The 26836-nt window shown below is 60.5% G+C and carries 24 protein-coding genes, 5 pseudogenes and 1 other annotated feature; of the genes and pseudogenes, 16 read left to right on the forward strand and 13 right to left on the reverse strand.

The genetic code is table 11. From position 1 onward, the window contains the following. Positions 1-63 precede the first annotated feature (63 nt). From trpA to BFR47_RS17980, 7 genes and pseudogenes are all read right to left on the reverse strand, one after another. A complete protein-coding gene (trpA, locus tag BFR47_RS08080; RefSeq protein ID WP_071472588.1) occupies positions 64-873 on the reverse strand; it encodes a tryptophan synthase subunit alpha in 810 nt (269 codons plus the stop codon). After that, positions 870-2063 (reverse strand): tryptophan synthase subunit beta, encoded by a 1194-nt coding sequence (gene trpB / locus BFR47_RS08085; protein ID WP_071472589.1) that lies wholly within the window; start codon positions 2061-2063, stop codon positions 870-872. The genes trpA and trpB overlap by 4 nt, the downstream gene beginning before the upstream one ends. Further along, entirely contained in the window at positions 2060-3448 is a 1389-nt protein-coding gene (trpCF, locus tag BFR47_RS08090) for a bifunctional indole-3-glycerol-phosphate synthase TrpC/phosphoribosylanthranilate isomerase TrpF (RefSeq protein WP_071472590.1), read from the reverse strand. Before trpCF ends, trpB begins: the two co-directional genes overlap by 4 nt. After that, positions 3442-4449 (reverse strand): anthranilate phosphoribosyltransferase, encoded by a 1008-nt coding sequence (trpD, locus tag BFR47_RS08095; RefSeq protein ID WP_071472591.1) that lies wholly within the window; start codon positions 4447-4449, stop codon positions 3442-3444. The genes trpCF and trpD overlap by 7 nt, the downstream gene beginning before the upstream one ends. Then, the gene (locus BFR47_RS08100; protein ID WP_071472592.1) at positions 4446-5054 is read right to left on the reverse strand and encodes an aminodeoxychorismate/anthranilate synthase component II; all 609 of its coding nucleotides are present in this window, start codon (positions 5052-5054) and stop codon (positions 4446-4448) included. Before BFR47_RS08100 ends, trpD begins: the two co-directional genes overlap by 4 nt. Further along, positions 5047-6596: pseudogene (locus tag BFR47_RS19430) on the reverse strand (anthranilate synthase component 1). The gene BFR47_RS08100 and the pseudogene BFR47_RS19430 overlap by 8 nt, the downstream one beginning before the upstream one ends. Positions 6597-6614: 18 nt before the next feature. Further along, complete coding sequence (locus tag BFR47_RS17980) at positions 6615-6752, reverse strand: hypothetical protein (RefSeq protein WP_175514080.1); 138 nt, start codon at positions 6750-6752, stop codon at positions 6615-6617. 21 nt (positions 6753-6773) lie between these two features. Beyond that, positions 6774-6876: a sequence feature (Trp leader region), on the reverse strand. Between the two features lie 112 nt (positions 6877-6988). On the opposite strand from BFR47_RS17980, the gene rnm reads away from it, so the two are divergent. From rnm to rluB, 3 genes are read left to right on the forward strand one after another with little or no spacing between them, the layout of a single operon-like run. Beyond that, the gene (gene rnm, locus BFR47_RS08110) at positions 6989-7813 is read left to right on the forward strand and encodes an RNase RNM (protein ID WP_071472593.1); all 825 of its coding nucleotides are present in this window, start codon (positions 6989-6991) and stop codon (positions 7811-7813) included. An 18-nt stretch (positions 7814-7831) separates the two neighbouring features. Continuing rightward, on the forward strand, positions 7832-8452 hold the full coding sequence (locus BFR47_RS08115) for an L-threonylcarbamoyladenylate synthase (protein ID WP_071472594.1): 621 nt from the start codon (positions 7832-7834) through the stop codon (positions 8450-8452). Positions 8453-8461: 9 nt separating this feature from the next. Next, the gene (gene rluB / locus BFR47_RS08120) at positions 8462-9391 is read left to right on the forward strand and encodes a 23S rRNA pseudouridine(2605) synthase RluB (RefSeq protein ID WP_071472612.1); all 930 of its coding nucleotides are present in this window, start codon (positions 8462-8464) and stop codon (positions 9389-9391) included. A gap of 230 nt (positions 9392-9621) precedes the next feature. On the opposite strand, the gene BFR47_RS08125 is transcribed toward rluB, so the two are convergent. The 6 genes and pseudogenes from BFR47_RS08125 to BFR47_RS08150 form a co-directional block, all read right to left on the reverse strand. Beyond that, positions 9622-10599, reverse strand: coding sequence for an alpha-L-glutamate ligase-like protein (locus tag BFR47_RS08125; RefSeq protein WP_071472595.1), 978 nt, complete (start codon positions 10597-10599; stop codon positions 9622-9624). Positions 10600-10607: 8 nt separating this feature from the next. After that, the gene (locus BFR47_RS08130; protein WP_071472596.1) at positions 10608-12137 is read right to left on the reverse strand and encodes an inactive transglutaminase family protein; all 1530 of its coding nucleotides are present in this window, start codon (positions 12135-12137) and stop codon (positions 10608-10610) included. Between the two features lie 5 nt (positions 12138-12142). Next, entirely contained in the window at positions 12143-12916 is a 774-nt protein-coding gene (locus BFR47_RS08135; RefSeq protein WP_071472597.1) for an ATP-dependent zinc protease family protein, read from the reverse strand. Next, a pseudogene (cmoB, locus tag BFR47_RS08140) lies at positions 12909-13917 on the reverse strand (tRNA 5-methoxyuridine(34)/uridine 5-oxyacetic acid(34) synthase CmoB). The gene BFR47_RS08135 and the pseudogene cmoB overlap by 8 nt, the downstream one beginning before the upstream one ends. Then, a pseudogene (cmoA, locus tag BFR47_RS08145) lies at positions 13914-14641 on the reverse strand (carboxy-S-adenosyl-L-methionine synthase CmoA). The pseudogenes cmoB and cmoA overlap by 4 nt, the downstream one beginning before the upstream one ends. A gap of 119 nt (positions 14642-14760) precedes the next feature. Continuing rightward, on the reverse strand, positions 14761-15603 hold the full coding sequence (locus BFR47_RS08150; RefSeq protein WP_071472598.1) for a DUF72 domain-containing protein: 843 nt from the start codon (positions 15601-15603) through the stop codon (positions 14761-14763). Positions 15604-15823: 220 nt separating this feature from the next. On the opposite strand from BFR47_RS08150, the gene aspS reads away from it, so the two are divergent. From aspS to ybgF, 13 genes and pseudogenes are all read left to right on the forward strand, one after another. Next, entirely contained in the window at positions 15824-17629 is a 1806-nt protein-coding gene (aspS, locus tag BFR47_RS08155) for an aspartate--tRNA ligase (protein WP_071472599.1), read from the forward strand. 3 nt (positions 17630-17632) lie between these two features. Continuing rightward, on the forward strand, positions 17633-18070 hold the full coding sequence (nudB, locus tag BFR47_RS08160; protein ID WP_071472600.1) for a dihydroneopterin triphosphate diphosphatase: 438 nt from the start codon (positions 17633-17635) through the stop codon (positions 18068-18070). 46 nt (positions 18071-18116) lie between these two features. After that, complete coding sequence (locus BFR47_RS08165) at positions 18117-18857, forward strand: YebC/PmpR family DNA-binding transcriptional regulator (RefSeq protein WP_071472601.1); 741 nt, start codon at positions 18117-18119, stop codon at positions 18855-18857. A gap of 247 nt (positions 18858-19104) precedes the next feature. Then, positions 19105-19625, forward strand: a pseudogene (ruvC, locus tag BFR47_RS08170) (crossover junction endodeoxyribonuclease RuvC). Positions 19626-19705: 80 nt separating this feature from the next. Next, positions 19706-20311: a Holliday junction branch migration protein RuvA gene (ruvA, locus tag BFR47_RS08175; protein WP_071472602.1), complete on the forward strand. Its 606-nt coding sequence runs from the start codon at positions 19706-19708 to the stop codon at positions 20309-20311. 3 nt (positions 20312-20314) lie between these two features. Then, on the forward strand, positions 20315-21334 hold the full coding sequence (ruvB, locus tag BFR47_RS08180) for a Holliday junction branch migration DNA helicase RuvB (RefSeq protein WP_071472603.1): 1020 nt from the start codon (positions 20315-20317) through the stop codon (positions 21332-21334). Between the two features lie 154 nt (positions 21335-21488). After that, positions 21489-21899: a tol-pal system-associated acyl-CoA thioesterase gene (gene ybgC, locus BFR47_RS08185; RefSeq protein ID WP_071472604.1), complete on the forward strand. Its 411-nt coding sequence runs from the start codon at positions 21489-21491 to the stop codon at positions 21897-21899. After that, positions 21889-22569 carry a protein TolQ gene (tolQ, locus tag BFR47_RS08190; protein ID WP_071472605.1) on the forward strand — a complete coding sequence of 227 codons (681 nt, stop codon included), beginning with the start codon at positions 21889-21891 and terminating at the stop codon, positions 22567-22569. The genes ybgC and tolQ overlap by 11 nt, the downstream gene beginning before the upstream one ends. Beyond that, positions 22569-22994: a protein TolR gene (tolR, locus tag BFR47_RS08195; RefSeq protein WP_071472606.1), complete on the forward strand. Its 426-nt coding sequence runs from the start codon at positions 22569-22571 to the stop codon at positions 22992-22994. Before tolQ ends, tolR begins: the two co-directional genes overlap by 1 nt. Positions 22995-23001: 7 nt before the next feature. Beyond that, positions 23002-24005, forward strand: a pseudogene (tolA, locus tag BFR47_RS08200) (cell envelope integrity protein TolA). 2 nt (positions 24006-24007) lie between these two features. Further along, positions 24008-25306: a Tol-Pal system beta propeller repeat protein TolB gene (gene tolB / locus BFR47_RS08205; RefSeq protein WP_071472607.1), complete on the forward strand. Its 1299-nt coding sequence runs from the start codon at positions 24008-24010 to the stop codon at positions 25304-25306. 26 nt (positions 25307-25332) lie between these two features. Next, a complete protein-coding gene (pal, locus tag BFR47_RS08210) occupies positions 25333-25854 on the forward strand; it encodes a peptidoglycan-associated lipoprotein Pal (RefSeq protein WP_071472608.1) in 522 nt (173 codons plus the stop codon). A gap of 16 nt (positions 25855-25870) precedes the next feature. Beyond that, a complete protein-coding gene (gene ybgF / locus BFR47_RS08215; protein ID WP_071472609.1) occupies positions 25871-26635 on the forward strand; it encodes a tol-pal system protein YbgF in 765 nt (254 codons plus the stop codon). Positions 26636-26836: the final 201 nt, after the last annotated feature.

Raw genomic sequence — 26836 nt, forward strand, 5'->3', positions numbered from 1 at the left:
AAGGCCCTTCACGGGCCTTTTTGATATAAGCTCTTCACTTGCTATCACTTCCAGCTTCCGGGCTTACAGCGGCCTGGTCGCGGCCTTCATCTCTTGCACGAAGCCGGTCAGGGCATCGAGCATGGCCTGGGGGTTGTTCAGGTTCTGTTCGATGAGCTTGACCACGGCGGAGCCGGAGATGGCGCCGGCGGCCCCGGCGCTAATGGCGTCGCGTACCTGCTCGGGGCTGGAGATACCAAAGCCGAGCAGCGAGGGCGGTGCCTTGAATTGCTTCAGGGTGGCCAGCAGGGTGTCTACCGGTTTGCCGGCCTTGGTTTCGGTGCCGGTTACGCCGGCGCGGCTCAGCAGGTAGGTGTAGCCGGAGCCCATTTCCGCCACCGCCTTCAGGGTGGCTTCGTCACCGTTGGGCGGGGCGATGAAAATGGTCTCTATGCCGGCCCGGTCGGCGGCGGCCTTGAAGGGCTCGGCCATTTCCAGCGGCACATCGGCCACCAGCACCGAGTCCACACCGGCCTGGGCGGCACGGCCATAGAAGCTGTCCAGCCCCGGTGCGTATACCAGGTTGGCGTACACCAGCAGGCCGATGGGCAGCTCGGGGTATTTCTCCCGCACCTTTTTCAGCATCTCGAAACAGATTTGCGAGTTGGTGCCGGCACTCCGGGCGCGCAGGGTCGCGTCCTGAATGGTGGGGCCGTCGGCCACCGGATCGGAGAAGGGAATGCCCAGCTCCAGGGCGTCTGCGCCACCGGCCACCAGGGCGTCAATCACCTTGAGTGAATGCTCGGGGGTGGGATCGCCCAGGGTCACGAAGGGCACGAAGGCGCCTTCGTTCTTTGCCTTCAAACGGTCAAACAGGCGGTCGTAGCGGCTCATTTCATTTCTCCTTGCTGTTCCAGAATATCGGCGACGGTAAAGATGTCCTTGTCGCCACGACCGGACAGGTTGACCACCAGCACCTGTTCTTTTTCCGGCTCGGCTTCGGCCATTTTCAGGGCGTAGGCCAGAGCGTGAGAAGACTCCAGCGCCGGAATGATGCCTTCGTTGCGGGCCAGTGCCTGGAAGGCGTTCAGTGCTTCGTCATCGGTCACCGACACATACAGGGCCCGGCCGGTGGTGGCCAGGTAGGCGTGCTGGGGGCCGACCGAGGGAAAGTCCAGCCCGGCAGAGACGGAGTAGGACTCTTCCACCTGGCCGTCGGCGTCGTGCATCATCAGCGACAGCATGCCGAAGAACACGCCCTTGGTGCCTTCGCCCAGGGTGGCGCCGTGTTCGCCGGTTTCAATGCCCTTGCCGGCGGGCTCCACGCCGATCAGTTTGACGCTTTCTTCATCGATGAAATCGGCGAACATGCCGATGGCGTTGGAGCCGCCGCCCACACAGGCGATCACCGCGTCGGGCAGGCGCGCTTCGTGCTCCATGATCTGTACCTTGGCTTCTTCACCGATCATGCGCTGGAATTCGCGCACTATGGTGGGGAAGGGGTGGGGGCCGGCGGCGGTGCCCAGCATGTAGTGGGTGGTGTCGTAGTTGGCGGTCCAGTCACGCAGCGCCTCGTTGCAAGCGTCCTTGAGGGTGGCGGAGCCGGAGTGAACCGGTATCACCTTGGCGCCCATCAGCTCCATGCGGAATACGTTGGGCTTCTGCCGTTCACAGTCTTTGGCACCCATGTAGACGATGCACTCCATGCCCATCAGGGCGCAGGCCAGGGCGGTGGCCACGCCGTGCTGGCCTGCGCCGGTTTCGGCGATGATGCGCTTCTTGCCCATGCGCTTGGCCAGCAGGGCCTGGCCCAGCACCTGGTTGGTCTTGTGGGCGCCACCGTGCAGCAGATCTTCCCGCTTCAGGTAGATGCGGGTCTTGGTGTTGGCGGCCAGGTTGCGTACCCGGGTCAGCGGGGTGGGGCGGCCGGCGTATTCGCTCAGCAGCTCGCGAAACTCGCGGTCAAATTCCGGATCCTGCTGGGCATCCACAAAGGCCTGTTCCAGTTGCAGCAGCGCCGGCATCAGGATTTGCGGCACGTACATGCCGCCAAAGTCGCCGAAAAAGGGGTTCAGTAAGCTCATGATTTGGTTGTCCTGCGTCCGTAATGTCTCAAAGTGGCAAAGGCGTTTTTCAGTTTTGCCGCGTCTTTCTGACCGGGGGCGCTTTCCACGCCGGAATTGAAGTCCAGGCCGATGCAGCCCTGGGCGGCGGCATCGGCCGCGTTATCCGGGGTCAGACCGCCGGCCAGCATGGCATTGGCCTTGTCGATGTCATTCAGCAGTGACCAGTCAAAAGCCTGGCCGGTGCCGCCGCTCTGGCCGCCGGTTTTGGTGTCGAACAGCCGTCGGTCGGCCTGTTGCGGCAGGGCGGGCAGGCGGTCGGTTACCGGCACCGCCTTCCACACCGGAACACCGGGCAGCTGTTGTTTCAGCTCGCCGATGTAGGCGTCGTCTTCATCGCCGTGCAGCTGCACCGCCGCCAGGCCCAGCTCGCGGGCGGTGCTGGCCACCTCGTCAACGGCGTGGTTCTGGAACACGCCCACATACTGCAGCGGTGCGGCGGCCATCACGGTTCTGGCCTGCTCCAGGTTCACACAGCGCGGGCTCTTGCTCACGAAGATCAGGCCGCCGAACACGGCACCGGCCTGGTGGGCCGCGGCGGCGTCCTGCGGGCGAGTCAGGCCGCAGACCTTGTTGTCGCCGAGGATCAGCCGGCGGGCGGCCAGCTCCAGATCGTCTTCTGCCATCAGCGAGCTGCCCACCAGAAAACCGTCGGCATGGGCCGACAGCGCCTTTACCTGGCCGTGGTGGTAGATGCCGGACTCGGATATCACGATGCGATCGTCGGGAATAAGGGCGGAGAGCACCTGGGTGCGATCGAGATCGATACTCAAATCGCGCAGGTCCCGGTTGTTGATGCCGATGACCTTGGCATCCAGCGCAATGGCGCGTGCCACTTCTTCTTCGCTGATGACTTCGGTGAGCACGCCCATGTCGAGGGACCGGGCCACCGCGGCAAGCCGGCGATATTCATCGTCGTTCAGTACCGACAGCATCAGCAGGATGGCATCGGCCTGGTGATGGCGGGCCAGCTTGATCTGGTAGGGATCGATGATGAAGTCCTTGCAGATCACCGGCTGCTTCACCTGACCGCGCACCCGGGTCACGAATTCGAACTTGCCCTGAAAATACTTCTCGTCGGTCAGCACCGAAATGGCCGAGGCATGGCGGCCGTAAACGGCGGCGATGGCGTCCAGATCGAAGTCTTCCCGGATCAGCCCCTTGGACGGCGAGGCTTTCTTGCATTCCAGAATAAAGGCCGGCTTGCCGGCGCTCAGGGCCGCCACAAAGGGGCGATCGCTGGGCACCAGTTCGGCTTCAAAACTGCTCAGCGGCTGGGTCTGCTTGCGTTCTTCTACCCAGATTCTCTTGTCGGCAACAATCTTGCCGAGAACGGTACTTAACATTGACTCAACTCCGCCAGTCGGGTGGCTACATCCATTGCTTGGCCGGATTTTAACACAGCCAGCACCTGCTCAACGCCTTCTTTCAGGCTGTCGACCTGGCCGTTCATCAGCAGCAGCGGGGCCACGTTGATGGCAATGACACCCTGCTGGGCTTCGGTGCCCCCTCCGTTCAGCAAGGCCAGGGTCACCTCCTTGTTTTCGCTCGGGCTGCCGCCCTCGATGGCGCCGATGTCAAACCGCGTCAGGCCCAGCTCTTCGGGGGTGATCTCGTATTCCGTTACCTGGCCGTCCTTGATGTCCGCCACATGAGTGGGGCCGTGAATGGCAATTTCGTCCAGGCCGCTGCCATGCACCACCATGCCGCGGGTGAGGCCCATGGCCAGCAGGGTGTCGGCGATGGGCCGCACCAGCTGTTCGGAATAGACCCCCAGCAGCATGAAGTCGGGCCGGGCCGGATTGATCAGCGGGCCCAGCACGTTGAAGATGGTGCGGGTTTTCAGGGCCTGGCGTACCGGCATGGCATGGCGAATGCCGCCATGGTAGTGGGGCGCAAACAGGAAGCAGACGTTCACTTCGTCCAGGCAGCGGCGGGCGGTGTCCGGGCTAATGTCGAGGCGGATACCGAGTTGTTCCAGTAGGTCGGACGAGCCGGACTTGCTGGATACGCCGCGGTTGCCGTGCTTGGCCACCTTGATGCCGCAGGCGGCGGCCACCAGCGCCGAGGTGGTGGACACGTTGATGGTGTTCATGCCGTCGCCGCCGGTGCCGACGATGTCGCAGAAGGCGTAGTCCGGCCGCGGAAAGGCATTGGCGGCGGCCAGCAGGGCGCTGGCGGCGCCGGCAATTTCTTCCGGGCTTTCGCCCTTGATCTTGAGCGCGGTCAGCAGCGAAGAGATGACGATGGGGTCCATGTCGCCGCGCAGCAACTGGCCGAACAGTTCCTGAGACTGCTCCCGGCTGATGTTTTCACCCCGATACAGTTGTTCCATGGCCTGGTTCATGCGGCAGTTTCCTGTGTGGTAATGAAATCGAGACTCTGGGCCAGCAGACGGGCGCCGTCGGTGGTCATGATGGACTCGGGGTGAAACTGGAAGCCCAGCACCCGGTTGGCTTTGTCCTGTACCGCCATGGTCATGCCCTGATAGTCGGCAATCACTTCCAGGCCGGCGGGGATATTGGTACCCACCAGGGAATGATAGCGAGCCACCGGCAGTGGCTGGGGCAGGCCGGCGAACATGTCTTTGCCGCTGTGAGAAATTAGCGAGCTCTTGCCATGCCTGATTTCACCGGCGCTTTCCACGGTGCCGCCGTAATGTTCCACCAGCGCCTGATGGCCGAGACAGATACCCAGAATGGGGAAGCGACCCTGACATTCCCTGATCAGCGCCGGCATGTTGCCGGCATCGGCAGGTTTGCCCGGGCCGGGCGAGAGCACCAGCACCGGACGTTCGGCCTGTTCCATGGCGGCCAGCAACTGTGCCACCGGCACCGTGTTGCGATATACCCGCACGGTAGCGCCCAGGGTGCGGAACTGATCCACCAGGTTGTAGGTGAAGGAGTCGTAGTTATCGAGCAGGAATACGGTACTAACAGCAGTATTAGTCATGGCTCACCTCCGCCAGAGTGGTGCCGTGGGCCAGGGCGATGGCATTGAGCACCGCCGCCGCCTTGTTGCGGGTTTCGTCGGCTTCCGACTGGGGGTTGGAGTCGTACACCACGCCGGCGCCGGCCTGTACGTGGGCCACGCCGTTGCTGACAAAGGCCGAGCGAATGACGATGCAGGTGTCCATGTCGCCCTGGCCGTTGATGTAGCCCACGGCGCCGCCGTAGCTGCCCCGGCGTTGCTGCTCCACCTGGCGGATCAGCTCGCTGGCGCTGATTTTGGGGGCGCCGGTCAGGGTGCCCATGTTCATGCAGGCCTGGTAGCCGTGCAGGGCATCCAGATCATGGCGCAGGGTACCCACCACGCGCGACACCAGGTGCATGACGTGGCTGTAGCGATCCACACTCAGCAGATCCTTCACATAGCGGCTGCCCGGCTCGCTGATGCGGGCGATGTCGTTGCGGGCCAGATCCACCAGCATCAGGTGTTCGGCGGTTTCCTTGGCGTCCTGGCGCAAGTCCAGCTCGATGCGGCCGTCCAAGTCCAGATTGATGCTGCCGTCCGGGTTGAAGCCGCGCTTGCGGGTGCCGGCGATGGGGTACATTTCTACCTGACGGCTGTCGTGGTCGAACTTGACCGAGCTTTCCGGCTGGCGCCGAACAGAGTGAAGTCCTGATCGTTCACATAGAACAGATAGGGGCTGGGGTTGGTCTGCTTGAGCTTGCGATAGGCGGCCAGCGGATGGGGGCAGGGCAGGCTGAAGCTGCGCGACGGCACCACCTGAAAGATATCGCCCGCCAGAATGTGCTGTTTGAGGTTCTCGACGTCGGCCCGGAATTCCGCATCGCTCTTGCTGGCCTGTATCTTGCCCTGTAGCCGTTCGCCGGCTTGGGGCTCCGGATGTGTCTGGCCACAGGCGGTGGCCAGTTGATCCAGCCGGGCCTGCAGCCGGGCCTGTTCGGCCGGGTCGAACACACAGGCAGACAGCCGGCCGGTTTCCTGCTTGTGATCCAGGGTGATCAGGGTTTCGGCCAGATAGAAGCAGAAATCGGGGCAGTGGTTGATGCCCTCATTCACCTCCGGCAATTGCTCGAAGGAGGCAATCAGGTCGTAGGAGAAGGTGCCGGCCATGAACAGGTGCTGCTGGCCCTGGCTGGCGGTGAAGCGAGTCAGGATAAGGCGCAGGGTTTGCAGCACGGAAGGGGCCTTGAGGCGGCTGTCTTCGTCCAGATTGGCGTCGGCCTGGGGCAGGGTCACCACCAGCTGTTGTTGGTGGCGTTCGCCGCCCAGTGTCTGTTCGAGCAGCTCAAGGGCGGGCAGGCCATTGGCGTTGAGGGCGGTCAGGGTCACCTGGTGATGCTGGCACACCAGGCGCACACAGGCATCCAGCATCAGCAGGCTCTGGGTACCGGCCTTGGTGTCGATTTCGGCGGACTCCAGCAGCATGCTGTTGTCGCCGGGGTGGGTTAGGGCTGCGAATAACGCGAGCGGATCGTCGGTATAAGGGGCATCTTGCAGTAATACGTGGAGCTGACCATGCGCCATCTTGTTTTCCTTTTTTAGTTAGTCGCGGTCATCAGGGATTTGCCTGATCACCTGGCTGGCAATGTCGTCATCGGTGATGGACACAAACATCGGTTGTGTCGGGGTATGCATCGGTCCGGCTTGCCATCGCCAAAAAACTGTCTTGCTCGGTTTCATCGCATCACCTTTTGCTGGATAATAAAAAAGCCCGCAAGGTTGCGGGCTTTTATGTTCGCTGAGACTTTAAGACGAATACAGCAAATCACACCACCCGCGATTAGGGAGTGTGCCACCACCAGATAATGCGTAGAGTGGAATTTTGCTTAAACATCGCGCTCTTCTCGTTAATCAGAAACTGGGTACAGTAAAACGATATTCGGGGGTGCAAGTCAACCCCGAACACAGGATTTTTTATGCGAATCGATCTGCACAGTCATTCCACCGCCTCCGATGGCCAGTTGACGCCCACCGAATTGATGGCCCGGGCCGCCGAAAAAGAGGTGGATGTGCTGGCGCTGACCGACCACGACACCCTCGCCGGACTGGAAGAAGCGGCCCTGGCGGCCGACGCCCATGGCGTGCGCCTGATCAACGGTGTGGAAATCTCCTGCCTGTGGCAGGCGCTGGAAATCCATGTAGTGGGGCTCAATGTCGAACGGCACCATGCGGGCCTGAATGGGCTGCTGGCCGAACAGCAGCTGCGCCGTGATCAGCGGGCCCGGCTGATGGCCGAGCGGCTGGAAAAGGCGCGCTTTCCCGGCGCCTATGAAGGGGCCCGGGCGCTGGCGGGCGACGCGCCCATTACCCGCACCCACATGGCCAAGTGGCTGCTGAGCCAGGGAGCCGCGGATTCGATTCCCAAGATCTTCAAGAAATTTCTGAGCCGGGGCAATACCGGCTATGCGCCGCCCAACTGGTGTTCGCTCGATGACGCCATTGCGGCCATTCATCAGGCCGGCGGCGTGGCGGTGCTGGCGCACCCGACCCGCTACGAGTTATCCAACAAATGGATCAAGAAAATGCTGGCGGCCTTCGCCGAGGCGGGTGGCGATGCGATGGAAGTCTCCATGGCCCAGCAGAGTCCGCAAGAACGTGCTACGTTGGGGCAATGGAGCAAGGAACATCAGCTGGAAGCCTCGGTAGGTTCCGACTTTCATTACCCCAGCCAGTGGCGGGAGCTGGGTCGGCAGCTGTGGTTGCCGAAGGAAGCCACTGCCGTATGGACACGCTTTATCTAAATCATTCCGGGAGGAATTATGAGCCAATATTTTGAACTGCACCCCGACAACCCCCAGGCACGGCTGATGAATCAGGCGGTGGCCATTGTTCGTCAGGGCGGGGTGCTGGTGTATCCCACCGACTCGGGCTATGCCATCGGCTGCCTGGTGGGCGACAAGAACGCCATGGAGCGTATCTGTCGTATCCGCAAAATCGAAAAGGAACACAACTTTACCCTGGTGTGCCGGGACCTGTCCGAGCTGTCGTTTTACGCCCGGGTCGACAATGTCGCCTTCCGGCTGATGAAAAACAATACTCCCGGTGCCTACACCTTTATTCTGCGGGCCACCAAGGAAGTGCCCAAGCGGCTGCAGAACCCCAAGCGCAAGACCATCGGCCTGCGGGTGCCCGACAACGCCATCAGCCTGGGTCTGCTGGAAGCCCTGGGCGAGCCGCTGATGTCCTGCAGCCTGATCCTGCCCGGTGAAACCGAGGCGGAATACGATCCGCATCTGATCCGTGAAAAGCTGGAAAAACAGGTGGATCTCATTATCGACGGTGGCGTACTGGATCCCAGGCCGACCACTGTAGTGGACCTGTATGATGATGTTCCCGTTATCGTGCGCGAAGGCGCCGGCGATATTAGTCCCTTTGAATAAGTGAATGACATGACTGAAAAACTGCAGAAAGTACTGGCGCGCGCGGGCAAGGGCTCACGCCGCGAAATTGAAACGCTGATCAGCCAGGGACGGGTCAGTGTTAACGGCAACGTGGCGCATCTGGGTGACAGAGTCACCGGCAGCGAGCAAATCCGGGTCGATGGCCATGTGGTGGACACCCAGCCCGAAGGCGAGATCATCTGTCGGGTGCTGGCCTACCACAAGCCGGAAGGCGAGGTGAGCACCCGCAAGGATCCGGAGGGGCGCCCCACGGTGTTCGACCGTCTGCCCAAGCTGAAAGGCGCACGCTGGGTGGCGGTGGGCCGGCTGGACGTGAACACCTCCGGTTTGCTGCTGTTTACTACCGATGGTGAACTGGCCAACCGGCTGATGCACCCGCGTCATGAAATCGACCGGGAATACGCGGTGCGGGTGTTCGGTGAAGTGGACGAAGCCATGCTGCAACGGTTGCGCAAGGGGGTGATGCTGGAAGATGGTATGGCCAAGTTCGACACCATCAAGTACAACGGTGGCGAGGGCATGAACCACTGGTTCCACGTTACCCTGAAAGAAGGCCGCAACCGGGAAGTGCGCCGGTTGTGGGAATCGCAGGGCATGCAGGTCAGCCGGCTGATCCGGGTGCGTTATGGCAAGATTGATTTGCCCCGTAACCTGCCGCGTGGCGGCTGGGCCGAAATGGCGCTGGAGCAGGTGAACTACCTGCGTAATGAGGTGGGACTGACCGCCGAAGAGCAGAGCAAGGTCGATGTGCACGCCTCCGACCGTTACAAGCAGGTGGCGCAAATCCGCAAGGCGGTACGCAAGCATAACTCCCGGGTGAAAGGCGAGGGCGCAGGTGCCGGAGCGGCCCCGAAAAAGCCCGCCCCGGCCCGCGCGCGCAGCACCGGCCAACGCCAGAAGCGCAAGACCCGGCTGTAAAACCCCGGAGGGGTAAAACCCGTGAGGTGTTAGGCGTGAAGTGAAAAAACGGCGCCGGGGGCAACCCCGGCGCCGTTTTTGTAAGCCGACTGCGCGTCAGGCGTTTTTGTCATCATGCTCGCGAAGGCGGGAGTCCAGTGCTCTAGGCCATGGATCTCCGCCTTCGCGGAGATGACGGGGGACGGCCGGTTTACGCCGTGTTACTGGTTTACGGCGTATTAGTGGGCGCCTTACGACTCGACTTCGCTGGCAAACTCCTTGCGCGAGAAGGCGACCCGTTCTTCCGGGGTCAGGGTGATCTTCTTGCCCAGCCTTTCGATTTTGCGCAGTCGAGGCACCAGGCCGGCGCCGTTGGCGGTCTGAATCGCCAGCCCCGGGCGGGCGTTCAGCTCCAGCAGCATGGGGCCCTTCTGCTTGTCCAGTACCATGTCGGTGCCGATATAGCCCAGGCCGGACATCTCGTAGCAGGACGACGACAGGCTCAGCAGTTGTTCCCAGTAGGGGACTTTCAGTTCAAGCAGGTCCCGGCCGGTGTCCGGATGATAGCGGATCGGCAGGTTGAACTGCACCGCGCGGATGGCGCGACCGGTGTTGATGTCCAGCCCCACTCCCACGGCACCCTGGTGCAGGTTGGCCTTGCCGTCGGAGGCATCGGTCGACAGCCGCATCATCGCCATCACCGGGAAGCCCTTGAACACGATCACCCGGGTGTCGGGCACGCCTTCATAAGAGAAACCGTCGAACACATCATCGAAGTTGATCAAGGCTTCAATCAGCGCCACGTCCGGCTTGCCGCCCAGCGAGAACAGCCCGGCCAGAATGTTGGACACGTGCCGTTCCAGATCGCCGATAGTTTCTGCCTTGCCGCTGGGTTTGACGAAGCTTTGCCGGTCGTGGTTGACGATCACCACTATGCCCTTGCCGCCGGAACCCTTGGCGGGCTTGATACAGAAGCCGGGCCAGTCCTTGACCATCTCCCACAGGTGACTGACCTGATGCTGAAATTCGATCACGCCGATCAAGTCCGGCACAGTGACGCCTGCATTCAGCGCAATTTCCTTGGTTTTCAGCTTGTTATCCACCAGCGGATAGAGCCGGCGCGGGTTATAGCGGCTGATATAGGAAATATTGCGCCGGTTCATGCCCATGATGCCCATCTTGCCGAGGGCGAAGGGGGAGGCGTATTGTTCAAGCCAGCGCTTAATCATGCTTCTGCTCACCCGACTTTTTTTTCGTCAACATGCAGTTCGTCAACCAGGGGCTTGAAACGCTTGAGCTCGGTCAGGCGGTAACCGGTGTAGTTGCCCAGCAGCAGCACCGCTGCCATCACGATCAACTGCAGGCCGAGGAAGTTGAAGGTGAGGTGGCGTACCAGCTCGCTGTTCATCGCCAGAAACGCCACTACCGCGACCATCAGCGAGCCGCCACCTTGCTTGACCACTTCCTTGGGACCTTCTTCTTCCCACAGAATCGACATCCGCTCTATGGTCCAGGCCAGGATGATCATCGGGAAGAAGGTGATCTTCATGCCCTCGGTCAGGCCGAGCTGATAGGCGACGATGCTGAAGAAGCCTATCATGCCGATGACCATGATGATCACCGCCGATATTCGCGCCACCAGCAACAGGTTGAGGTGTGACAGGTAGGAGCGCAGCACCAGGCCGGTGCCGACGATCAGCAGAAAACCGACCAGGCCGGTGAGCAGGCTGGTCTGGATAAAGGCCATGGCGATCAGCACCGGCATGAAGGTGCCGGAGGTTTTGATGCCGACGATAATACGCAGGAACACCACCACCATGACGCCGATGGGGATCAGCAATATGCCCTTGAACAGGGCCTGCTCTTCCAGCGGCAGGTTGTAGAGTGACACGTTGATCCAGTGCGGCTGATCGAATTTCTTCGCCAGTGCTACGTTTACCGGTTGCTCCTGCTCCAGCATGGTAAAGGTGACCCGGGAACTGCTGCCGCCCACCAGATCCAGTACCGGTGCGGAATGATATTCCCACAGCAGCAGCTGTTCCTGACGGCCCTGCACGCCGGTGACCGGGTTGAATATTTCGTACTGGTCGCCGTTGTACACCTGCACTATGTTGATCAGCGGCTGACGGCGGCGACCGTCTTCCAGCTGCAGCCCCTTGAGCAGCCGCGCCGGCACGTCGGCGCGGTGCAACAGCTCAACCAGCAGCGGGCCGGGTGCCTTGTACTGGGCCAGCAACTCGGCATTCTGACCACGGTTGTTCAGCTCTTTCAGCAGCTCCCGGGTCAGGGTGATGCCATCGGAGGAGCGCTCCTTGGCCAGCGACAGCACCTGATCCATGGCGGTGGCATAGGGCTCGGCCACGTCTATCGGCATCATGGCCGGGATCTTGGTCGACAGTGGCCCCCTGGCGAAGGGATCCAGCATCATGTCGACCTTGTAATACAATTCCTGGGGGCCCGATGCGGTACGAATAGACCACTCGGCCCGGCTGCTGCCGTTGGCTTCGATAAACGACAGACCGTAGCCCGGGGAGGCGGCGGACTCGTTCATCAGGGTAAAGCCGGGCTGACTACCGGGAATGGCCAGCGAGGCCTTCACCGGCTGACCATCGGCTTCAAATTCCACCTTGGCTTCAATGGACCAGATCTGGCGTTTTTCGCCAGGCAGCCAGGGCACCTCGTACACGAAGTGACGGTGCAGCATCAATGCCAGGCCAACCAGGAACAGGGCGGCGACGATGATATAAAAGGGTTTGCGTGAGTACATTAGGGTTACTCGTTGGCTGAAGTCGGACGCTTAGGCTTGCCCTGCACGTTCTGGCGGGCAATATCGACCACGGCGATGTCTTTTAAAAATTCCCGGCCCAGCAGCACCGGATAGGTCATCTGGCTACGGTCGGTCAGGGTGAACTCGGTTTTTTCCGACAGTCGGCCCAGACGCATGGTCAGCGCCACCACCGGGCGACGCTCGGCGCTGTCGGCAGACGCCTGGCGAATACGTACATAACGTACCAGCGGGGTTTCGACCGACAACTTTTCTTCCACCCCTTCGTGGGCCAGATTGAAACTGACCCAGGGCTTGCCGTCGCGTTCGAATACGGTGATGTCCTGCGCGCTGAGCGAGGAGGTGGTGGCACCGGTATCGATACGGGCGGGGAAGCTGTCGCTGACCGCATCCAGCCAGACGGTTTCGGTTTCGCCTACTACCAGTTTGCCGTCCCGGGTTTCATTCTCCGGGTACTCGGCCGTGTCTGGCGGCGGCGGAGCAGTTGGCCGAGGAGGGAGGGGAGGCGGCGTCATGATACGTTTTTTCAATGTCTTGATATCCTGTTGCAGTGCCGTCATAAAGGCATGATGGTTGCTGCTGAGCTGCGCATTTTGCTGGAACATGGTGTCTTCCAGCCGGGCTTCGAAGCTGGCGAGGGTAGCATCGAGCTGGGCCTGGGTTACAGGCTGGGGCTCGGGCTGCGCGTCCATCGGTGACGTCTGGCTGACACAGGCGGTCAGCAACAGCGGTAATACCAGTGATGTCGCGACGTTATTCATAGCTTCCCTCTTGTTGTTGGTATTGTGGGTCTACCGGCTTGTTGGCGATGATTATCGTCCGTTTGGGGGCCGGATAGCCTTCGATGGTTTTACTGGCATCCTGGGGGTCCAGAAAATCTGCCAGCGATTCGTTGCGCATCCAGTCGGTGCGTCTTTGTTCCTGCAGGGTGGTCGTGCTTTCGTCCACCACCCGTATGTTTTCGAAACCGCATTTCTGCAGCCAGCCGACCAGGGCGGCGGAACTTGGAATAAACCAGACGTTGCGCATCTTGCCGTAGCGCTCGCCCGGCACCAGCACCTGATGCTCGTCGCCGTCGATGACCAGCGTTTCCAGTACCAGCTCGCCACCACCGCGCAGCTGCGCCTTGAGTTGCAGCAGATGGTCGATGGGCGAGCGGCGATGATAGAGCACACCCATGGAGAAGACGGTATCGAAGGCCCTGAGTTCGGGCAGCTCTTCTATGCCCAAGGGTAATACCTGGATCCCGTTATAACCATTGGCGAAGTGTTTTATCGCTTCAAACTGGCACAGAAACAACTGGGAAGGGTCGATACCCACCGCCATTTTGGCGCCGGCACCCATCATGCGCCACAGGTGATAACCGCTGCCACAGCCGACATCCAGCACATAACGATATTTGAGCGGGCTGATGTGGGGTACCAGTCGGTCCCATTTCCAGTCGGAGCGCCACTCGGTATCGATGTGCAGGCCGTAGATGTCGAACGGCCCCTTGCGCCAGGGGTGAAACTGGCCGAGCAGGTTTTCGATTTTCTTTTGTTCGCCCGGGCTTATTTCGCTCGCGACCGATGCTGACGCCATCGACCAGCTCGATATGCTCGGTGGTGATCTTCGGCAGTTTGTGCAGAGCCCGAACCCAGCGCGCCAGATCGCCATGCAGGTGCGTTTTTTGCCAGTCGTGCAATTGTCCGGGCAGGCAGTGCAGCCAGTGGCTCAGCCGGCTTTTGGCAATCTGCTGATAGAAATCGCTGAAATCGATCATTTGATGGCCACCATGGAGCCGAAGTTGAAGCACTGGAACCACAGATCCACATGGGCAAAGCCCACCCGACGCAGCCGCGCCTTGTGTTGGTCGGGGGTGTCCGGGCGCATCACGTTTTCCAGCGCGGTGCGCTTCTGGCTGATTTCCAGCTCGCTGTAGCCGTTGGCACGTTTGAAGTCGTGATGCAGGTCGATCAGCAGCTCGTTGACGGTGTCGTCGGTGCTGATGAACTTTTCGCTCAGGATCAGCACGCCCCCGGGCTTCAGCCCGCGGTAGATCTTGCCGAGCAGGGCTTCGCGTTGCTCGGGCGCAATGAACTGCAGGGTGAAGTTCAGCACCACCACGGAGGCGTTATCGATCTCGATGTCGCAGATGTCCGCTTCGGTCAGGGTGACGGGCACCTCCGACTTGAACGCGGCCAGGTGGCTGGCAGCCCGTTCCAGCATGGCGGCGGAATTGTCCACGGCGATGATGCGGCAGCCCGGCTGGCTCAGGTTGCGGCGCATTTCCTGGGTCGCGGCGCCGAGCGAACAGCCCAGATCATAGAGCTGGCTGTCGGGCTGGGCGAAGCGGCTGGTCATCATGCCGATGGCGGAGATGATATTGGAATATCCGGGCACGGATCGCTTGATCATGTCCGGAAACACCTCGCGACATTCTGGTCGAAACAGAAGTCACCGAGCTGGGCGATGGGAGCGGCGAAGATGTGATCTTTAGATTGCATGGTTTTGGTAATAACGGCCTTGGGCGTACGGCAGCAGTGGCTGCACACAATGGCGGCTATTGTAAAAGAAGCGCGGGGTGATGTCTTGCAGGTGACAAGGGGCGGTAAACATTTATTTTTTAAAACAGCGAGCCCTGAGGCCCGGGGGCCAGTCCGGGAAACTCGGGCAGCGGCTGGTGCAGGGCGTTCGCTATCTCCGCGGCCAGTTGGGGGGCCAGCCGGTTGTCGGCGGTATGTACAAACAGGTACACAGACTTGCCTTCCTCCAGCCAGGCCTGGATGCGCGGTACCCAGGGTTGCCAGAAGGGACGGTTCAGCTCCGTTTCGGGGTGACCGATGAAGCGAATGACCGGTGTGTTGCCGGTGCTGATGATATGCACCGGAACTTTCGGTTTTTTCTGCTGGGCATCGGCCAGTGCCGGGGTGGTCGGGGGACGGGAAAACACCGGGCGCGAGTCCATGATGATGCGGTTGGCCCCCCGTTCCAGCAGCAGCCGGTTGAGCATACGCTCGGCTTCGCCCTTGGCGAAGAAGGCCGGGTGACGGACTTCCACCCCGTAGTCGATGTCGTCGGGCAGCGCGGCCAGCAGTTGTTCAAGCCCCTCCAGTTGCTCGGGCCCGCAGGCGGCGGGCAGCTGCAGCATCAGCATGCCGAGTTGCCGGCGCAGCGGTGCCAGCTGCTCGATAAAGTCCAGTGCCGGCGCGATGTTGTCGGCCAGCCGGCCCTGGTGGCTGATGGTGGAGGGAAACTTGAAGGTAAAGCGAAAACCTTCGGGCACCTGCGCCGCCCAGCGCTGCAGGCTGGCGCCATCGGGCACACCATAGAAACTAGTGTTGCCTTCGACCGCATTGAACACGCGGCCGTAGTCGAGCAGATGCTCGGTGGCTTTGAGCTCCCGGCCCAGCAGCTGACCGGGCCAGGCGGGATGGGACCACTGGCTGAGGCCCAGATATAACGACATGTTTTTCCTTTCAACAACGGGACTCGGGACTGGGGAATCGGGATCAGGAACCCGCGGCGTGTTTGTACTTGCCACTGCCCAGTCCCTAATCCCCATTCCCGTCTTTATAAAGACATGATTTTACGGCCCTTCGGGTTTTCCATTATACTAGCGCGCTATTTACTGACAAATTCATGCCTCGCGGCCGGTTGGCTGCGTGACAACACCATAGGAAGACTCCATGCGCACTCATTATTGCGGGCAGGTTGACGCCGCCCTGGTTGGCCAGAGCGTGACGTTAAGTGGCTGGGTACATCGCCGTCGTGATCTGGGCGGTCTGATTTTCATCGACATGCGTGATCGGGAAGGCATAGTGCAGGTGTTCTTCGATCCGGACAAGGCCGAGGCCTACGACAAGGCGTCGTCGCTGCGTGCCGAGTTCTGTATCCAGATGACCGGCGTGGTACGTGCCCGTCCCGAGTCTCAGGTGAACAAGGACATGGCCACCGGTGCGGTGGAAATCTTCGCCCACGAACTGACCATCATCAACAAGGCCGAGCCGTTGCCGCTCGACTTCAACCAGAACAATTCGGAAGAGCAGCGTCTCAAGTATCGTTACCTGGATCTGCGCCGTCCCGAGCAGGCGCGTTACCTGAAAACCCGCGCCAGGGTCACCAGCCGGGTGCGCCGTTTCATGGACGAGCAGGGCTTCCTGGATATCGAAACCCCGATGCTGACCAAGGCTACGCCGGAAGGCGCGCGCGATTATCTGGTGCCGAGCCGGGTACACAAGGGTTATTTCTACGCGCTGCCCCAGTCGCCCCAGTTGTTCAAGCAGCTGCTGATGATGAGCGGCTTCGACCGTTACTATCAGATCGTCAAGTGCTTCCGCGACGAAGACCTGCGTGCCGACCGCCAGCCCGAATTCACCCAGATCGATGTGGAAACCTCCTTCATGAGCGCCGAGCAGGTGCGGGAAGTGATGGAACAGCTGGTGCACGAGTTGTGGCAGGACGTGGCCGGCGTGGATCTGGGCCCATTCCCGGTGATGAGCTATGCCGAGGCGATGCGCCGTTACGGCTCCGACAAGCCGGATCTGCGTATCGCCATGGAACTGGTGGATGTCGCCGATCTGGTGAAGAACGTCGACTTTCAGGTGTTTGCCGGCCCGGCCAACGATGCCAAAGGCCGCGTGGCCGCGCTCAAGGTGCCCGGCGGTGCCGCACTGTCGCGCAAGCAAATCGATGAGTACGGCAAGTTCGTCGGTATCTACGGCGCCAAGGGCCTGGCCTGGCTCAAGGTGAACGACGCCACCAAGGGGCTGGAAGGCGTACAGTCGCCGGTCGCCAAGTTCCTGAGCGAAGAGATCGTCACCGAGCTGCTGGCCCGCACCGGCGCCACCGATGGCGATGCCATCTTCTTCGGTGCCGACTCCGCCAAGGTGGTGAGCGATGCCATGGGCGCGCTGCGTCTGAAACTGGGCAAGGATCTGGACCTGATTGAAAACAGCTGGAAACCGCTGTGGGTGGTCGACTTTCCGATGTTCGAGGAAGAAGACGACCGTCTGTACGCCATGCACCACCCCTTTACCGCCGCCAAGGACATCAGTGCCGAGGCGCTGGAAGCCGACCCGACCGCGGCCGTGGCCAATGCCTACGACATGGTGATCAACGGTTACGAAGTGGGCGGTGGCTCGGTGCGTATCCACAACAACGAGATGCAGCAAACCGTGTTCCGTCTGCTCGGCATCAACGCCGACGAGCAGCAGGAGAAGTTCGGCTTCCTGCTCGACGCCCTGAAGTACGGCACGCCGCCCCATGCCGGTCTGGCCTTTGGTCTGGATCGTCTGGTGATGCTGCTGACCGGCACCGACAACATTCGTGATGTGATTGCCTTCCCGAAAACCACCACCGCTTCCTGTTTGCTGACCGATGCCCCCAGCCTGGCCAACCCGGACTCGCTGACGGAGCTGGCCATTCGTACCGAACTGCCGGCGGCCAAGACAGGCCAATCCGCAGCCGAATCAGCAGACAAGGCAGACAGCTAAGGCATGGCTTACAAGCACCCGGAATCGGTACTGATCCTCATTCATACCGAGGAGCAGGTACTGTTGCTGCAACGGCAGGACAACCCGGACTTCTGGCAGTCGGTTACCGGCAGCCTGGAGCCGGGCGAAACCCGCTTTGAGGCGGCGGCGCGCGAGCTGGAAGAGGAAACCGGTCTTCGGCTCGATAACGGACTGCGGCTGGTGGAAACCGGACACCGGGTGCGCTTTGAAATCTACCCCCGCTGGCGGCACCGTTACCGCCCCGGGGTGACCCATAACTGGGAATACGAATTTCATCTGCACCTGCCGGGCCCGCGAGAGGTGTGTCTTACCGAGCACCTTTCCCAGTGCTGGCTGCCGTTGGCCGAGGCCCGGGAGCAGGCCAGTTCCTGGACCAACAAGCTGGCCATCGACAGGCTGATACAGCGCCGGCAACAATGAGAGCACTCACGCAAGAACTCACGCAAGAACAAGGGAGACGAGACTGATGGCAGGTCATAGTAAATGGGCCAATATCAAGCATCGCAAGGCGGCGCAGGATGCCAAGCGCGGCAAAATCTTCACCAAGCTTATTCGTGAACTGACCACCGCCGCCCGCGAAGGCGGCTCGGATCCGTCGGCCAATCCCCGGCTGCGGGCGGCCATCGACAAGGCGTTGTCCAACAACATGACCCGCGACACCGTCGACCGGGCGGTGAAGCGCGGCGCCGGCGAGCTGGACGGTCAGGTGCTGGAAACCATAGTGTATGAAGGCTATGGCCCGGGCGGCACCGCCGTGATGGTGGAATGCATGACCGACAATCGCAACCGTACCGTGTCCGACGTGCGTCATGCCTTCTCCAAGAACGGCGGCAACCTCGGCACCGACGGCTCCGTGGCCTATCTGTTCGAGAAGAAGGGCGTGATCAGCTATTCGGATGCCGATGAGGAAACCGTGATGGAAGCGGCGCTGGAAGCCGGCGCCGATGACGTTGTGGTCAACGACGATGGCTCCATCGACGTCTATACCCAGTGGGACGAGTTCGGCAGCGTCAAGGATGCGCTGGATGCCAGCGGCCTCGAGTCCGACAATGCCGAAGTCACCATGATCCCCTCGACCAGCGCACCGCTTGATGAAGAGACGGCACCCAGGTTCATGCGCCTGATCGACATGCTGGAAGACGCCGACGACGTGCAGGAGGTCTACCACAACGGCGAGATCTCCGACGAACTGGCCGAGAAGCTGTAACCGGTCAGCCTCACTAAGCATCAGCAGGGCTGCCTGCGCCGACACGCTTCGAGCACATCCCTGTGTCGCTCGGTAAATGCCATCCCTGGCATTTGATGGTCGGCTGCGGCAATCCCTGCTACTGCTTCGTCTGCTTTCGTTGTCGCCGGACTGACGCCGTGCTGTATTGAGCAGCACCTTCTGGCCGACGAAGTTACGCGGCTGAACATCCGACTTAACCCTTTGACCAAAGAGCAGCTTCCCGTTTATGTCCATTATTCTCGGTATCGATCCCGGCTCGCGCATCACCGGCTACGGTGTGGTGCGCCAGAGCGGCAATAAAATGGAATACCTGGCTCGGGCTGCATCCGAATGACCGACGATGAGCTGGCGCCACGGCTCAAGAAAATCTACGACGGCGTCAGCGAAATCGTGCTGCAGTTCCGGCCCGACCTGTTCGCCATCGAACAGGTGTTCATGGCCCGCAACCCGGACTCCGCACTCAAGCTGGGTCAGGCCCGGGGCGCCGCCATCGTTGCCGCCGCCAATGCGGGGCTGGAGGTGGCGGAGTATTCCGCCCGCCAGATCAAGCAGGCGGTGGTCGGGCAGGGCGGGGCCGACAAGGCCCAGGTGCAGCACATGGTGGTCAAGCTGCTGAGCCTGCCCGGCACGCCCCAGGCTGACGCCGCCGATGCCCTGGCGGTGGCCCTGTGTCACGGCCATACTCGTCAGAGTCTGGTCAGCATGGCTGGCCAGGTCCGGGGCACGGTACGTGGACGGCTGCGTTGAAACCCTTTTTTGATACATGGATATTTATCCAGTAATTTATTATTCTTGGCACAATTCAGTCTGGTTAGCGGGGATCCCCAGTGATAGGTCGGTTGAAAGGTATTATCAGCGAAAAACAGGCACCGGAAATTCTGCTGGAGGTGGGCGGGGTCGGTTATGAAGTGACGCTGCCGATGAGCTGTTTTTACGAACTGCCCAATGTCGGCGCGGCGGCGACAATTCTGACCCACTTCGTGGTGCGAGAAGACGCCCAGCTGCTGTTCGGCTTCAATACCAAGACCGAGCGGGCCCTGTTTCGCGAGCTGATCAAGACCAACGGCGTCGGCCCCAAGCTGGCACTGGCCATTCTTTCCGGCATGACCGCCGATCAGTTTATCTACAACGTCGAGCAGGGCGAAATTGGTGCCCTGGTCAAGCTGCCTGGCGTGGGCAAGAAAACCGCCGAGCGGCTGATCGTGGAGATGCGCGACCGGCTCAAGGGCTTCGGCGGCTATGACCTGTTCAATCCGGCTCCCGAGTCCGTTACCGGTGCCGGCCAGGCCGAAGGAGCCAAGGACGAGGCCATCGCCGCCCTGCAGGCGTTGGGCTACAAGGCGAACCAGGCCGAGCAGATCGTCAAGAAAATCGCCAAACCCGGGCTGGATGCGGAGCAGTTGATTCGCGAAGCCCTGCGCAGCATGGTGTAAGGCATGATAGAAGCGGATCGTTTTATCAACCCGGCGCCCCAGCGGGAAGAAGAAGTCATCGACCGGGCCATCCGGCCCAAGGCGCTGGCGGATTATCGCGGCCAGGATCATGTACGCAGCCAGATGGAAATTTTCATCGAGGCGGCCCGCCGGCGGGAAGAGGCGCTCGATCATCTGCTGATCTTCGGCCCGCCGGGGCTCGGCAAGACCACCCTCGCCAATATCGTCGCCAACGAGATGGGGGTCAGCATCAAGACCACCTCGGGCCCGGTACTGGAAAAGGCCGGCGATCTGGCGGCCATGCTTACCAATCTGGAACCGGGGGATGTGCTCTTTATCGATGAAATTCATCGCCTGAGCCCGGTGGTGGAAGAAATTCTCTATCCGGCGATGGAAGACTATCAGCTCGATATCATGATTGGCGAAGGCCCGGCCGCCCGCTCCATCAAGCTGGAGCTGCCGCCTTTTACTCTGGTGGGGGCCACCACCCGTGCCGGCTCGCTGACCTCGCCGTTGCGTGATCGTTTCGGCATCGTGCAGCGACTGGAGTTTTATCAGGTGGCGGATCTGGCACACATCATCAGTCGCAGCGCCGACAAGCTGGGGCTGACCATCAACGACGATGGCGCTTTCGAGATGGCGCGCCGGGCCCGGGGCACCCCCCGCATTGCCAACCGGCTGTTGCGCCGGGTGCGGGACTTCGCCGAGGTCAAGGGCAGTGGCGACATCGACGCCGGCATTGCCGCCCAGGCGCTGGACATGCTGGACGTGGACAAGCAGGGTTTCGATTACATGGACCGCAAACTGCTGGTGGCGGTGCTCGACAAGTTCATGGGCGGCCCGGTGGGGCTGGACAACCTGGCGGCAGCCATCGGCGAAGAAAAGGAAACCATCGAGGACGTGATCGAGCCTTATCTTATCCAGCAGGGCTTTCTGCAACGTACTCCCCGTGGCCGTATCGCGACACCCCGGGCCTACCTGCACTTCGGCTTCGACTTGCCGGAATCAAGGCTCGGGAGCTAGGAAACCGGGATTGGGTACCCGGTCACCCAGTCCCACTTTTTTCCGGCGACTACCGGGTCATCGCCTGTCGTGGCCGACAAGGCCCTCTCTTCTTTCCTAAATTTGACTCAGGTATAGTAACGGCATCTTTTTTAGCCGTATGGCTGAGCGAACAATGTCTGATACAACATTTAGCTGGCCGGTGCGTATCTATTACGAAGATACCGATGCCGGTGGTATTGTTTATAACGCCAACTATTTGAAATTTATGGAAAGAGCACGCACCGAGTGGCTGCGTCACCTGGGCATCGAGCAAGACAGTCTGCTCGATCAGGGGGTCGCCTTCGTGGTGCGGCGAGTGGAGCTGGATCTGCTCAGGCCCGCGCGTTTCAATGATGCATTAAAAGTCACCGTGACGGTGAAATTACTGAAACGTGCCTCTATTGTATTTGAGCAGGAAATTCTGGATGATGCCGGCCTTTCGCTGGTTCGGGGGACGGTGCAGATTGCTTGCGTCCAAATTGCTCATATGAAACCCTTTGCCATTCCTGAGCCGCTGATGGGAGTATTGTCAGGTGCACGCTGAAATATCGTTTATAGGTCTGTTTTTACAAGCCAGTTTGCTGGTGAAGCTGGTGATGCTGTTGCTGATGGGCATGTCGATTCTGTCCTGGGCCATGATCATCAACCGGCGCAAGATCCTGACCACGGCCCAGAGTGACTCCGAGTTGTTCGAGGACAAGTTCTGGTCTGGCTCCGATCTGAGCCGCCTTTATCATGAGAGCAATGCCCGCCGTGATAACCTGGCCGGCATGGAGCAGATTTTTTACGCCGGCTTCAAGGAATTCGTCCGCCTGCAAAAACAGGGGCGCTCGCAGGAGAGCATGCTCGAAGGCACTTACCGCACCATGCGCGTGGCGCTGTCGCGGGAAGTGGATCGCCTCGAGACCAACCTGTCGCTGTTGGCGACTATCGGTTCCATCAGCCCCTATATCGGTCTGTTTGGTACCGTATGGGGCATCATGAATGCCTTTATTGCGCTGGCGGAAGTACAGCAGGCGACGCTGTCGATGGTGGCGCCCGGTATCGCCGAGGCGCTGATCGCCACGGCGCTGGGCCTGTTTGCCGCGATTCCGGCGGTCATTGCCTATAACCGGTTCAGCTACCAGGTTGAGCGGCAGGAAAACCATCTGGCCAACTTCATGGATGAGTTTTCCACCATTCTCAACCGCCAGGTGGCGGCGGGTAGCCACTGATGCACGGTTATCAACGCAGACGTCGTAAACGCGTTGCCGAGATCAACGTGGTGCCTTATATCGATGTAATGCTGGTGCTGCTGATTATTTTCATGGCAACCGCACCGGTGATCACCCAGGGCGTCAAGGTCGACTTGCCTCAGGCAGAGGCAGAGATGATGCCGGAAGACAGCGACAAGCCGCTGGTGGCGTCTATCGATGCGGAGGGGCGTTACTTCCTCGATATCGGTGACAGCCGGGACGAGGCGGTGGACTTGCTGGCGCTGGCGGCCATGGTGCAAACGCAGCTGAATACCACCCCCAAGGCACCGGTGGTGGTGAAAGGGGATGCCAATGTGCGCTATGACGCCGTGATCCAGTTGATGGCCACCCTGAAGGCGGCCGGGGTGCCGACGGTTGGCCTGATGACTCAACCGGAGCAGTAGCGGACTCATGACGGAGCAAGGCGGTATTCGCAAATCGTTATTGATTTCGCTGGCGTTACATCTGCTGATCGGGGTGGTGTTGCTGGTCGGGATCGACTTTAGTGCACCCAAGCGGCCAGCCCAGGCGGTGTCGATCATCGAAGCGACCATGATCGATGACGGCATGGTGTCGGCGCAGGCCGAACGTCTGGCCGAGATGCAGGCTCAGCAGGAGCGAGCGAGAGCGGCAGAACAGGCCAGCGCCGAAGCGGAACAGAAAGCGGCAGAAGAGGCCGCTCGGTTGGCCGAGCAGCAGCAGGCCGCCAGGGAGGCCGAGCGTCTGGCCGAACAGCAGAAAGCATTAGCCGCTCAGCAAGCCAAGGCCGAGACTGAACGGCAACAGGTAGTAGAACAACAGCGCAAGGCGGAAGCGGCCCAGAAAGCGGCGGAAGCGAAGAAACAGGCCGAAGCCAAGGCGGCAGAAGCCAGGAAACAAGCGGAAGCCGAAGCGGCTCAAAAGGCGGCCGAGGCCAAAGCGGCAGCAGAAGCCAAGGCGTTAGCCGCCAAAAAGCAGGCAGAAGCCGAGGCTAAGGCGGCGGAAGCGAAGAAGCAGGCCGAGGCCAAGGCGGCGGAAGCGAAGAAGCAGGCCGAGGCCAAGGCGGCGGAAGCGAAAAGCAAGGCCGAAGCCGAGCAGGCGCTGAAAGATCTGGAAGCCTGATGGGAGCGGATGCCGGTGGTGCTTCACGAGCGGCGTCGGCGGCAGAGGTAGACCGCTATACCGGCATGATTGTGGCTGCCATTCAGCGCAACTGGCTGGTGGGGCCTACCATGGTAGGCAAGCAGTGCCGCATCAATATCAGGGTCGCTGCAGACGGTTTGATCCTGAACATAGGCAACGGTCAGGGAGATTCGGAAGTGTGTCGTTCGGCCGAGCTGGCGATTCGCAAGACCGGTACTCTGCCGATGCCGAAGGATCCTGATGTGAACAAGCAATTACAAAATCTGAATCTGACGCTGATACCGAGGCTCTAGTGATGACAAAACGATGGATATGGTTATGGTTGCCGCTGATCCTGCTTGCAGGTCGGGCACAGGCGGCACTGGATATCGTGATTACCGGCGGCATCGACAGTGCCCGCCCGGTGGCGGTGGTACCGTTTAGGTGGACCGGCGGCGGTGCCGTGCCTCAGGATCTGGCCGAGGTGATTGGTAACGACTTGCGCAACAGCGGTATGTTCCGGCCAATGGATCGCAACCGGTTGCCGCAGCAGGTGGCTGCGGCCTCCGAGCTGAATGCAACCCTGTGGGGGCCGCATCAGGTCGAGGCGGTGCTGGTGGGCTCCATAGAGCCGGCCGGAGGCAATCAGTATCGCATCAGTTTCGAACTGGCCGATGTGCTGGGACGCAACGGAGCACAATTGCTGGAAAGCCGCAGTGCCACCGTGCCTGCCGCCCAGCTGCGCCAGTATGCGCATCGGGTTGCCGATATCGTGTTTGAAAAGCTGACCGGCATCAAGGGCGCCTTCCTGACGCGCATCGCCTACGTCAATGTGCAGCACGGGGCCCAGTATCCCTACCAGCTGATGATTGCCGACTACGATGGTTTCAATGAACAGGTACTGTTACGTTCGCGCGAGCCGCTGATGTCGCCGGCCTGGTCGCCGGACGGACGCAAGCTGGCCTATGTTTCTTTCGAGAACAAGAAAGCCGAAATCGTGGTACAGGATATTTACAGCCAGCAGCGCCAGGTGGTCAGTTCTCAGCCGGGCATCAACGGTGCGCCCCAGTGGTCACCGGATGGCAGCAAGCTGGCGCTGGTATTGTCCCGTGACGGTCAGCCGGAAATTTATGTGCTCAACCTGGCCAGTCGTCAGCTGAACCGGGTGACCAATAATCGTACCATCGATACCGAACCCACCTGGGCGGCGGATGGCAAGGCGATTTATTTTGTGTCCGAACGGGGCGGTCGGCCCCAGGTATATCGGACCGATCTGAATTCCGGTGACACGCGTCGTGTTACCTTTCAGGGTGATACTAATTTAGGTCCCCGTATGACCGGCGATGGCAACAGTCTGGTACTGGTCAGCCGCTCACAGGGACAATACCGAATTGCTCGTCAGGAGCTGGATGGAGGTCAACTGCAGGTGTTAACAGAAACCCAGCTGGATGAATCGCCAAGCCCTGCACCTAACGGCACTATGATCATCTATAGTACCACCTATCAGGGACGCCAGGTGCTGTCTCTGGTGTCTATGGATGGTCGCTTTAAGGCCAGGCTGCCCGCACGAAGTGGTGATGTTCGTGCACCGGCATGGTCACCGTATCTTAATTAATCCGTTGCAATTTCTAAGGAAAAATAATGCAAATGAAAAAACTGCTTCAAGGTCTGGCCGTTGCACTTCCGATGTTAACCCTGGCCGCATGTAGCTCTACCAGCGATTCTGATGCGATGACCGGTACCGACGGCAGCTACCAGAATGGCGGCGCCCTGACCGGTGGTGCAGGCGGTGCTCTGTCAGCCGAAGAGCAGATGCGTCAGCAGTACGAAGCACTGCGTCGTGAAAACGTGATTTACTTCGAATTCGACCAGGACGAAGTGACCGGTCATTACGCTCAGGTACTGGAAGCCCATGCCAACTTCCTGCGCTCCAACCCGTCCGTCAGCATCCTGGTTGAAGGTCATGCGGATGAGCGCGGTACTCCCGAGTACAACATCGCCCTGGGCGAGCGTCGTGCCAAGGCCGTGACCAGCTACCTGCAGAGCCTGGGCGTGAGCGGTGCTCAGCTGGCTATCGTCAGCTATGGTGAAGAGAAGCCGGTTGATACTTCTCACACCGAGTCCGCCTTTTCCCAGAACCGTCGTGCGGTCCTGGTTTACTAAGGTTTAATCCGACGTTATGAAATTTAAATTAGCGGCCATTTCGATGGCCGCTGTTTTATCCACATCGAGCTGGGCGCAGGCGCCAGTGACCAGTGTGGGTAGCAGCGGTTCCGTCAATGATCGCCTGGCTGAGCTGGAAAGGGCCTTCAGCGCCAGAAGCCAGGCACAAATCGATCAGCAGCGGCAGTTGAATGCCATGCAGCAGGAAGTGAGCGAGCTGCGCGGTCTGCTGGAAGAACAGAGCTATCGTCTGGAGCAGGTGATTGAGCGCCAGCGTACCTTGCTGATGGCTCAGCAGGATGCGGCCGACAAACCGCAGAATGCGCCCTCGGCGGCGGCTCAGTCTGGTGGCGAGCAAACGTCTGCTCAGACCCGGCAGAGCAAGGAGTCAGCCACCCCGGCCAGCGGTGATGAACAGGCGGCCTATGACAATGCCGTCAATCTGGTGTTACAGGACAAGGACTACGACGCCGCCATTCCCGCCTTTGCCCGTTTTATCACCCAGTATCCCCAATCCAGTTATGTACCCAACGCCCATTACTGGCTGGGGCAGCTGCTGTTCACCCAGAAACGATTTGATCAGGCCAAGGCCCAGTTCGCCCGGGTGGTGGAAGCCTATCAGGATTCCAACAAGCGGGCCGACTCGTTGCTCAAGCTGGGTCTGATTGCCCGCGAACAGGGTGACAAGGATCAGGCAAGGCAGTACTTTGATCAGGTCTTGAAAGAGTATGGCAATACCGGCGCGGCGCGGCTGGCTCAGGAAAACATCAACGGCCTCTGAAACAGGGGCTGCTTTGGCGATTTTTTGAGAGAGTCGCTTGTTCCTTAATCAAGCAGCATAAAATGATGATTTAGCTGTTGCGTCGTAAAATTAAATCCGTAATATAGGCCGCCGTTGGCAGGGGTGCTTAAGCAAGCCCGCCAAGCCGGGTCGTTAGCTCAGTTGGTAGAGCAGTTGACTTTTAATCAATTGGTCGCAGGT

Origin of the sequence: Oceanisphaera psychrotolerans, assembly GCF_001870485.1 — a bacterium.
Taxonomy (GTDB): Bacteria; Pseudomonadota; Gammaproteobacteria; order Enterobacterales; family Aeromonadaceae; genus Oceanimonas; species Oceanimonas psychrotolerans.

What these genes read in the sequence shown, in the direction of transcription:
- tolR (WP_071472606.1), top strand. Translation starts at nt 22,569, where the DNA reads ATGCACGGTTATCAACGCAGACGTCGTAAACGCGTTGCCGAGATCAAC.
- trpCF (WP_071472590.1), bottom strand. Translation starts at nt 3,448, where the DNA reads ATGTTAAGTACCGTTCTCGGCAAGATTGTTGCCGACAAGAGAATCTGG.
- ybgC (WP_071472604.1), top strand. Translation starts at nt 21,489, where the DNA reads ATGTCTGATACAACATTTAGCTGGCCGGTGCGTATCTATTACGAAGAT.
- BFR47_RS08165 (WP_071472601.1), top strand. Translation starts at nt 18,117, where the DNA reads ATGGCAGGTCATAGTAAATGGGCCAATATCAAGCATCGCAAGGCGGCG.
- aspS (WP_071472599.1), top strand. Translation starts at nt 15,824, where the DNA reads ATGCGCACTCATTATTGCGGGCAGGTTGACGCCGCCCTGGTTGGCCAG.
- trpA (WP_071472588.1), bottom strand. Translation starts at nt 873, where the DNA reads ATGAGCCGCTACGACCGCCTGTTTGACCGTTTGAAGGCAAAGAACGAA.
- nudB (WP_071472600.1), top strand. Translation starts at nt 17,633, where the DNA reads ATGGCTTACAAGCACCCGGAATCGGTACTGATCCTCATTCATACCGAG.
- rnm (WP_071472593.1), top strand. Translation starts at nt 6,989, where the DNA reads ATGCGAATCGATCTGCACAGTCATTCCACCGCCTCCGATGGCCAGTTG.
- trpD (WP_071472591.1), bottom strand. Translation starts at nt 4,449, where the DNA reads ATGAACCAGGCCATGGAACAACTGTATCGGGGTGAAAACATCAGCCGG.
- BFR47_RS08135 (WP_071472597.1), bottom strand. Translation starts at nt 12,916, where the DNA reads ATGAATAACGTCGCGACATCACTGGTATTACCGCTGTTGCTGACCGCC.
- BFR47_RS08115 (WP_071472594.1), top strand. Translation starts at nt 7,832, where the DNA reads ATGAGCCAATATTTTGAACTGCACCCCGACAACCCCCAGGCACGGCTG.
- rluB (WP_071472612.1), top strand. Translation starts at nt 8,462, where the DNA reads ATGACTGAAAAACTGCAGAAAGTACTGGCGCGCGCGGGCAAGGGCTCA.
- pal (WP_071472608.1), top strand. Translation starts at nt 25,333, where the DNA reads ATGCAAATGAAAAAACTGCTTCAAGGTCTGGCCGTTGCACTTCCGATG.
- BFR47_RS17980 (WP_175514080.1), bottom strand. Translation starts at nt 6,752, where the DNA reads ATGAAACCGAGCAAGACAGTTTTTTGGCGATGGCAAGCCGGACCGATG.
- tolB (WP_071472607.1), top strand. Translation starts at nt 24,008, where the DNA reads ATGACAAAACGATGGATATGGTTATGGTTGCCGCTGATCCTGCTTGCA.
- BFR47_RS08125 (WP_071472595.1), bottom strand. Translation starts at nt 10,599, where the DNA reads ATGATTAAGCGCTGGCTTGAACAATACGCCTCCCCCTTCGCCCTCGGC.
- ybgF (WP_071472609.1), top strand. Translation starts at nt 25,871, where the DNA reads ATGAAATTTAAATTAGCGGCCATTTCGATGGCCGCTGTTTTATCCACA.
- BFR47_RS08100 (WP_071472592.1), bottom strand. Translation starts at nt 5,054, where the DNA reads ATGACTAATACTGCTGTTAGTACCGTATTCCTGCTCGATAACTACGAC.
- ruvB (WP_071472603.1), top strand. Translation starts at nt 20,315, where the DNA reads ATGATAGAAGCGGATCGTTTTATCAACCCGGCGCCCCAGCGGGAAGAA.
- BFR47_RS08150 (WP_071472598.1), bottom strand. Translation starts at nt 15,603, where the DNA reads ATGTCGTTATATCTGGGCCTCAGCCAGTGGTCCCATCCCGCCTGGCCC.
- trpB (WP_071472589.1), bottom strand. Translation starts at nt 2,063, where the DNA reads ATGAGCTTACTGAACCCCTTTTTCGGCGACTTTGGCGGCATGTACGTG.
- BFR47_RS08130 (WP_071472596.1), bottom strand. Translation starts at nt 12,137, where the DNA reads ATGTACTCACGCAAACCCTTTTATATCATCGTCGCCGCCCTGTTCCTG.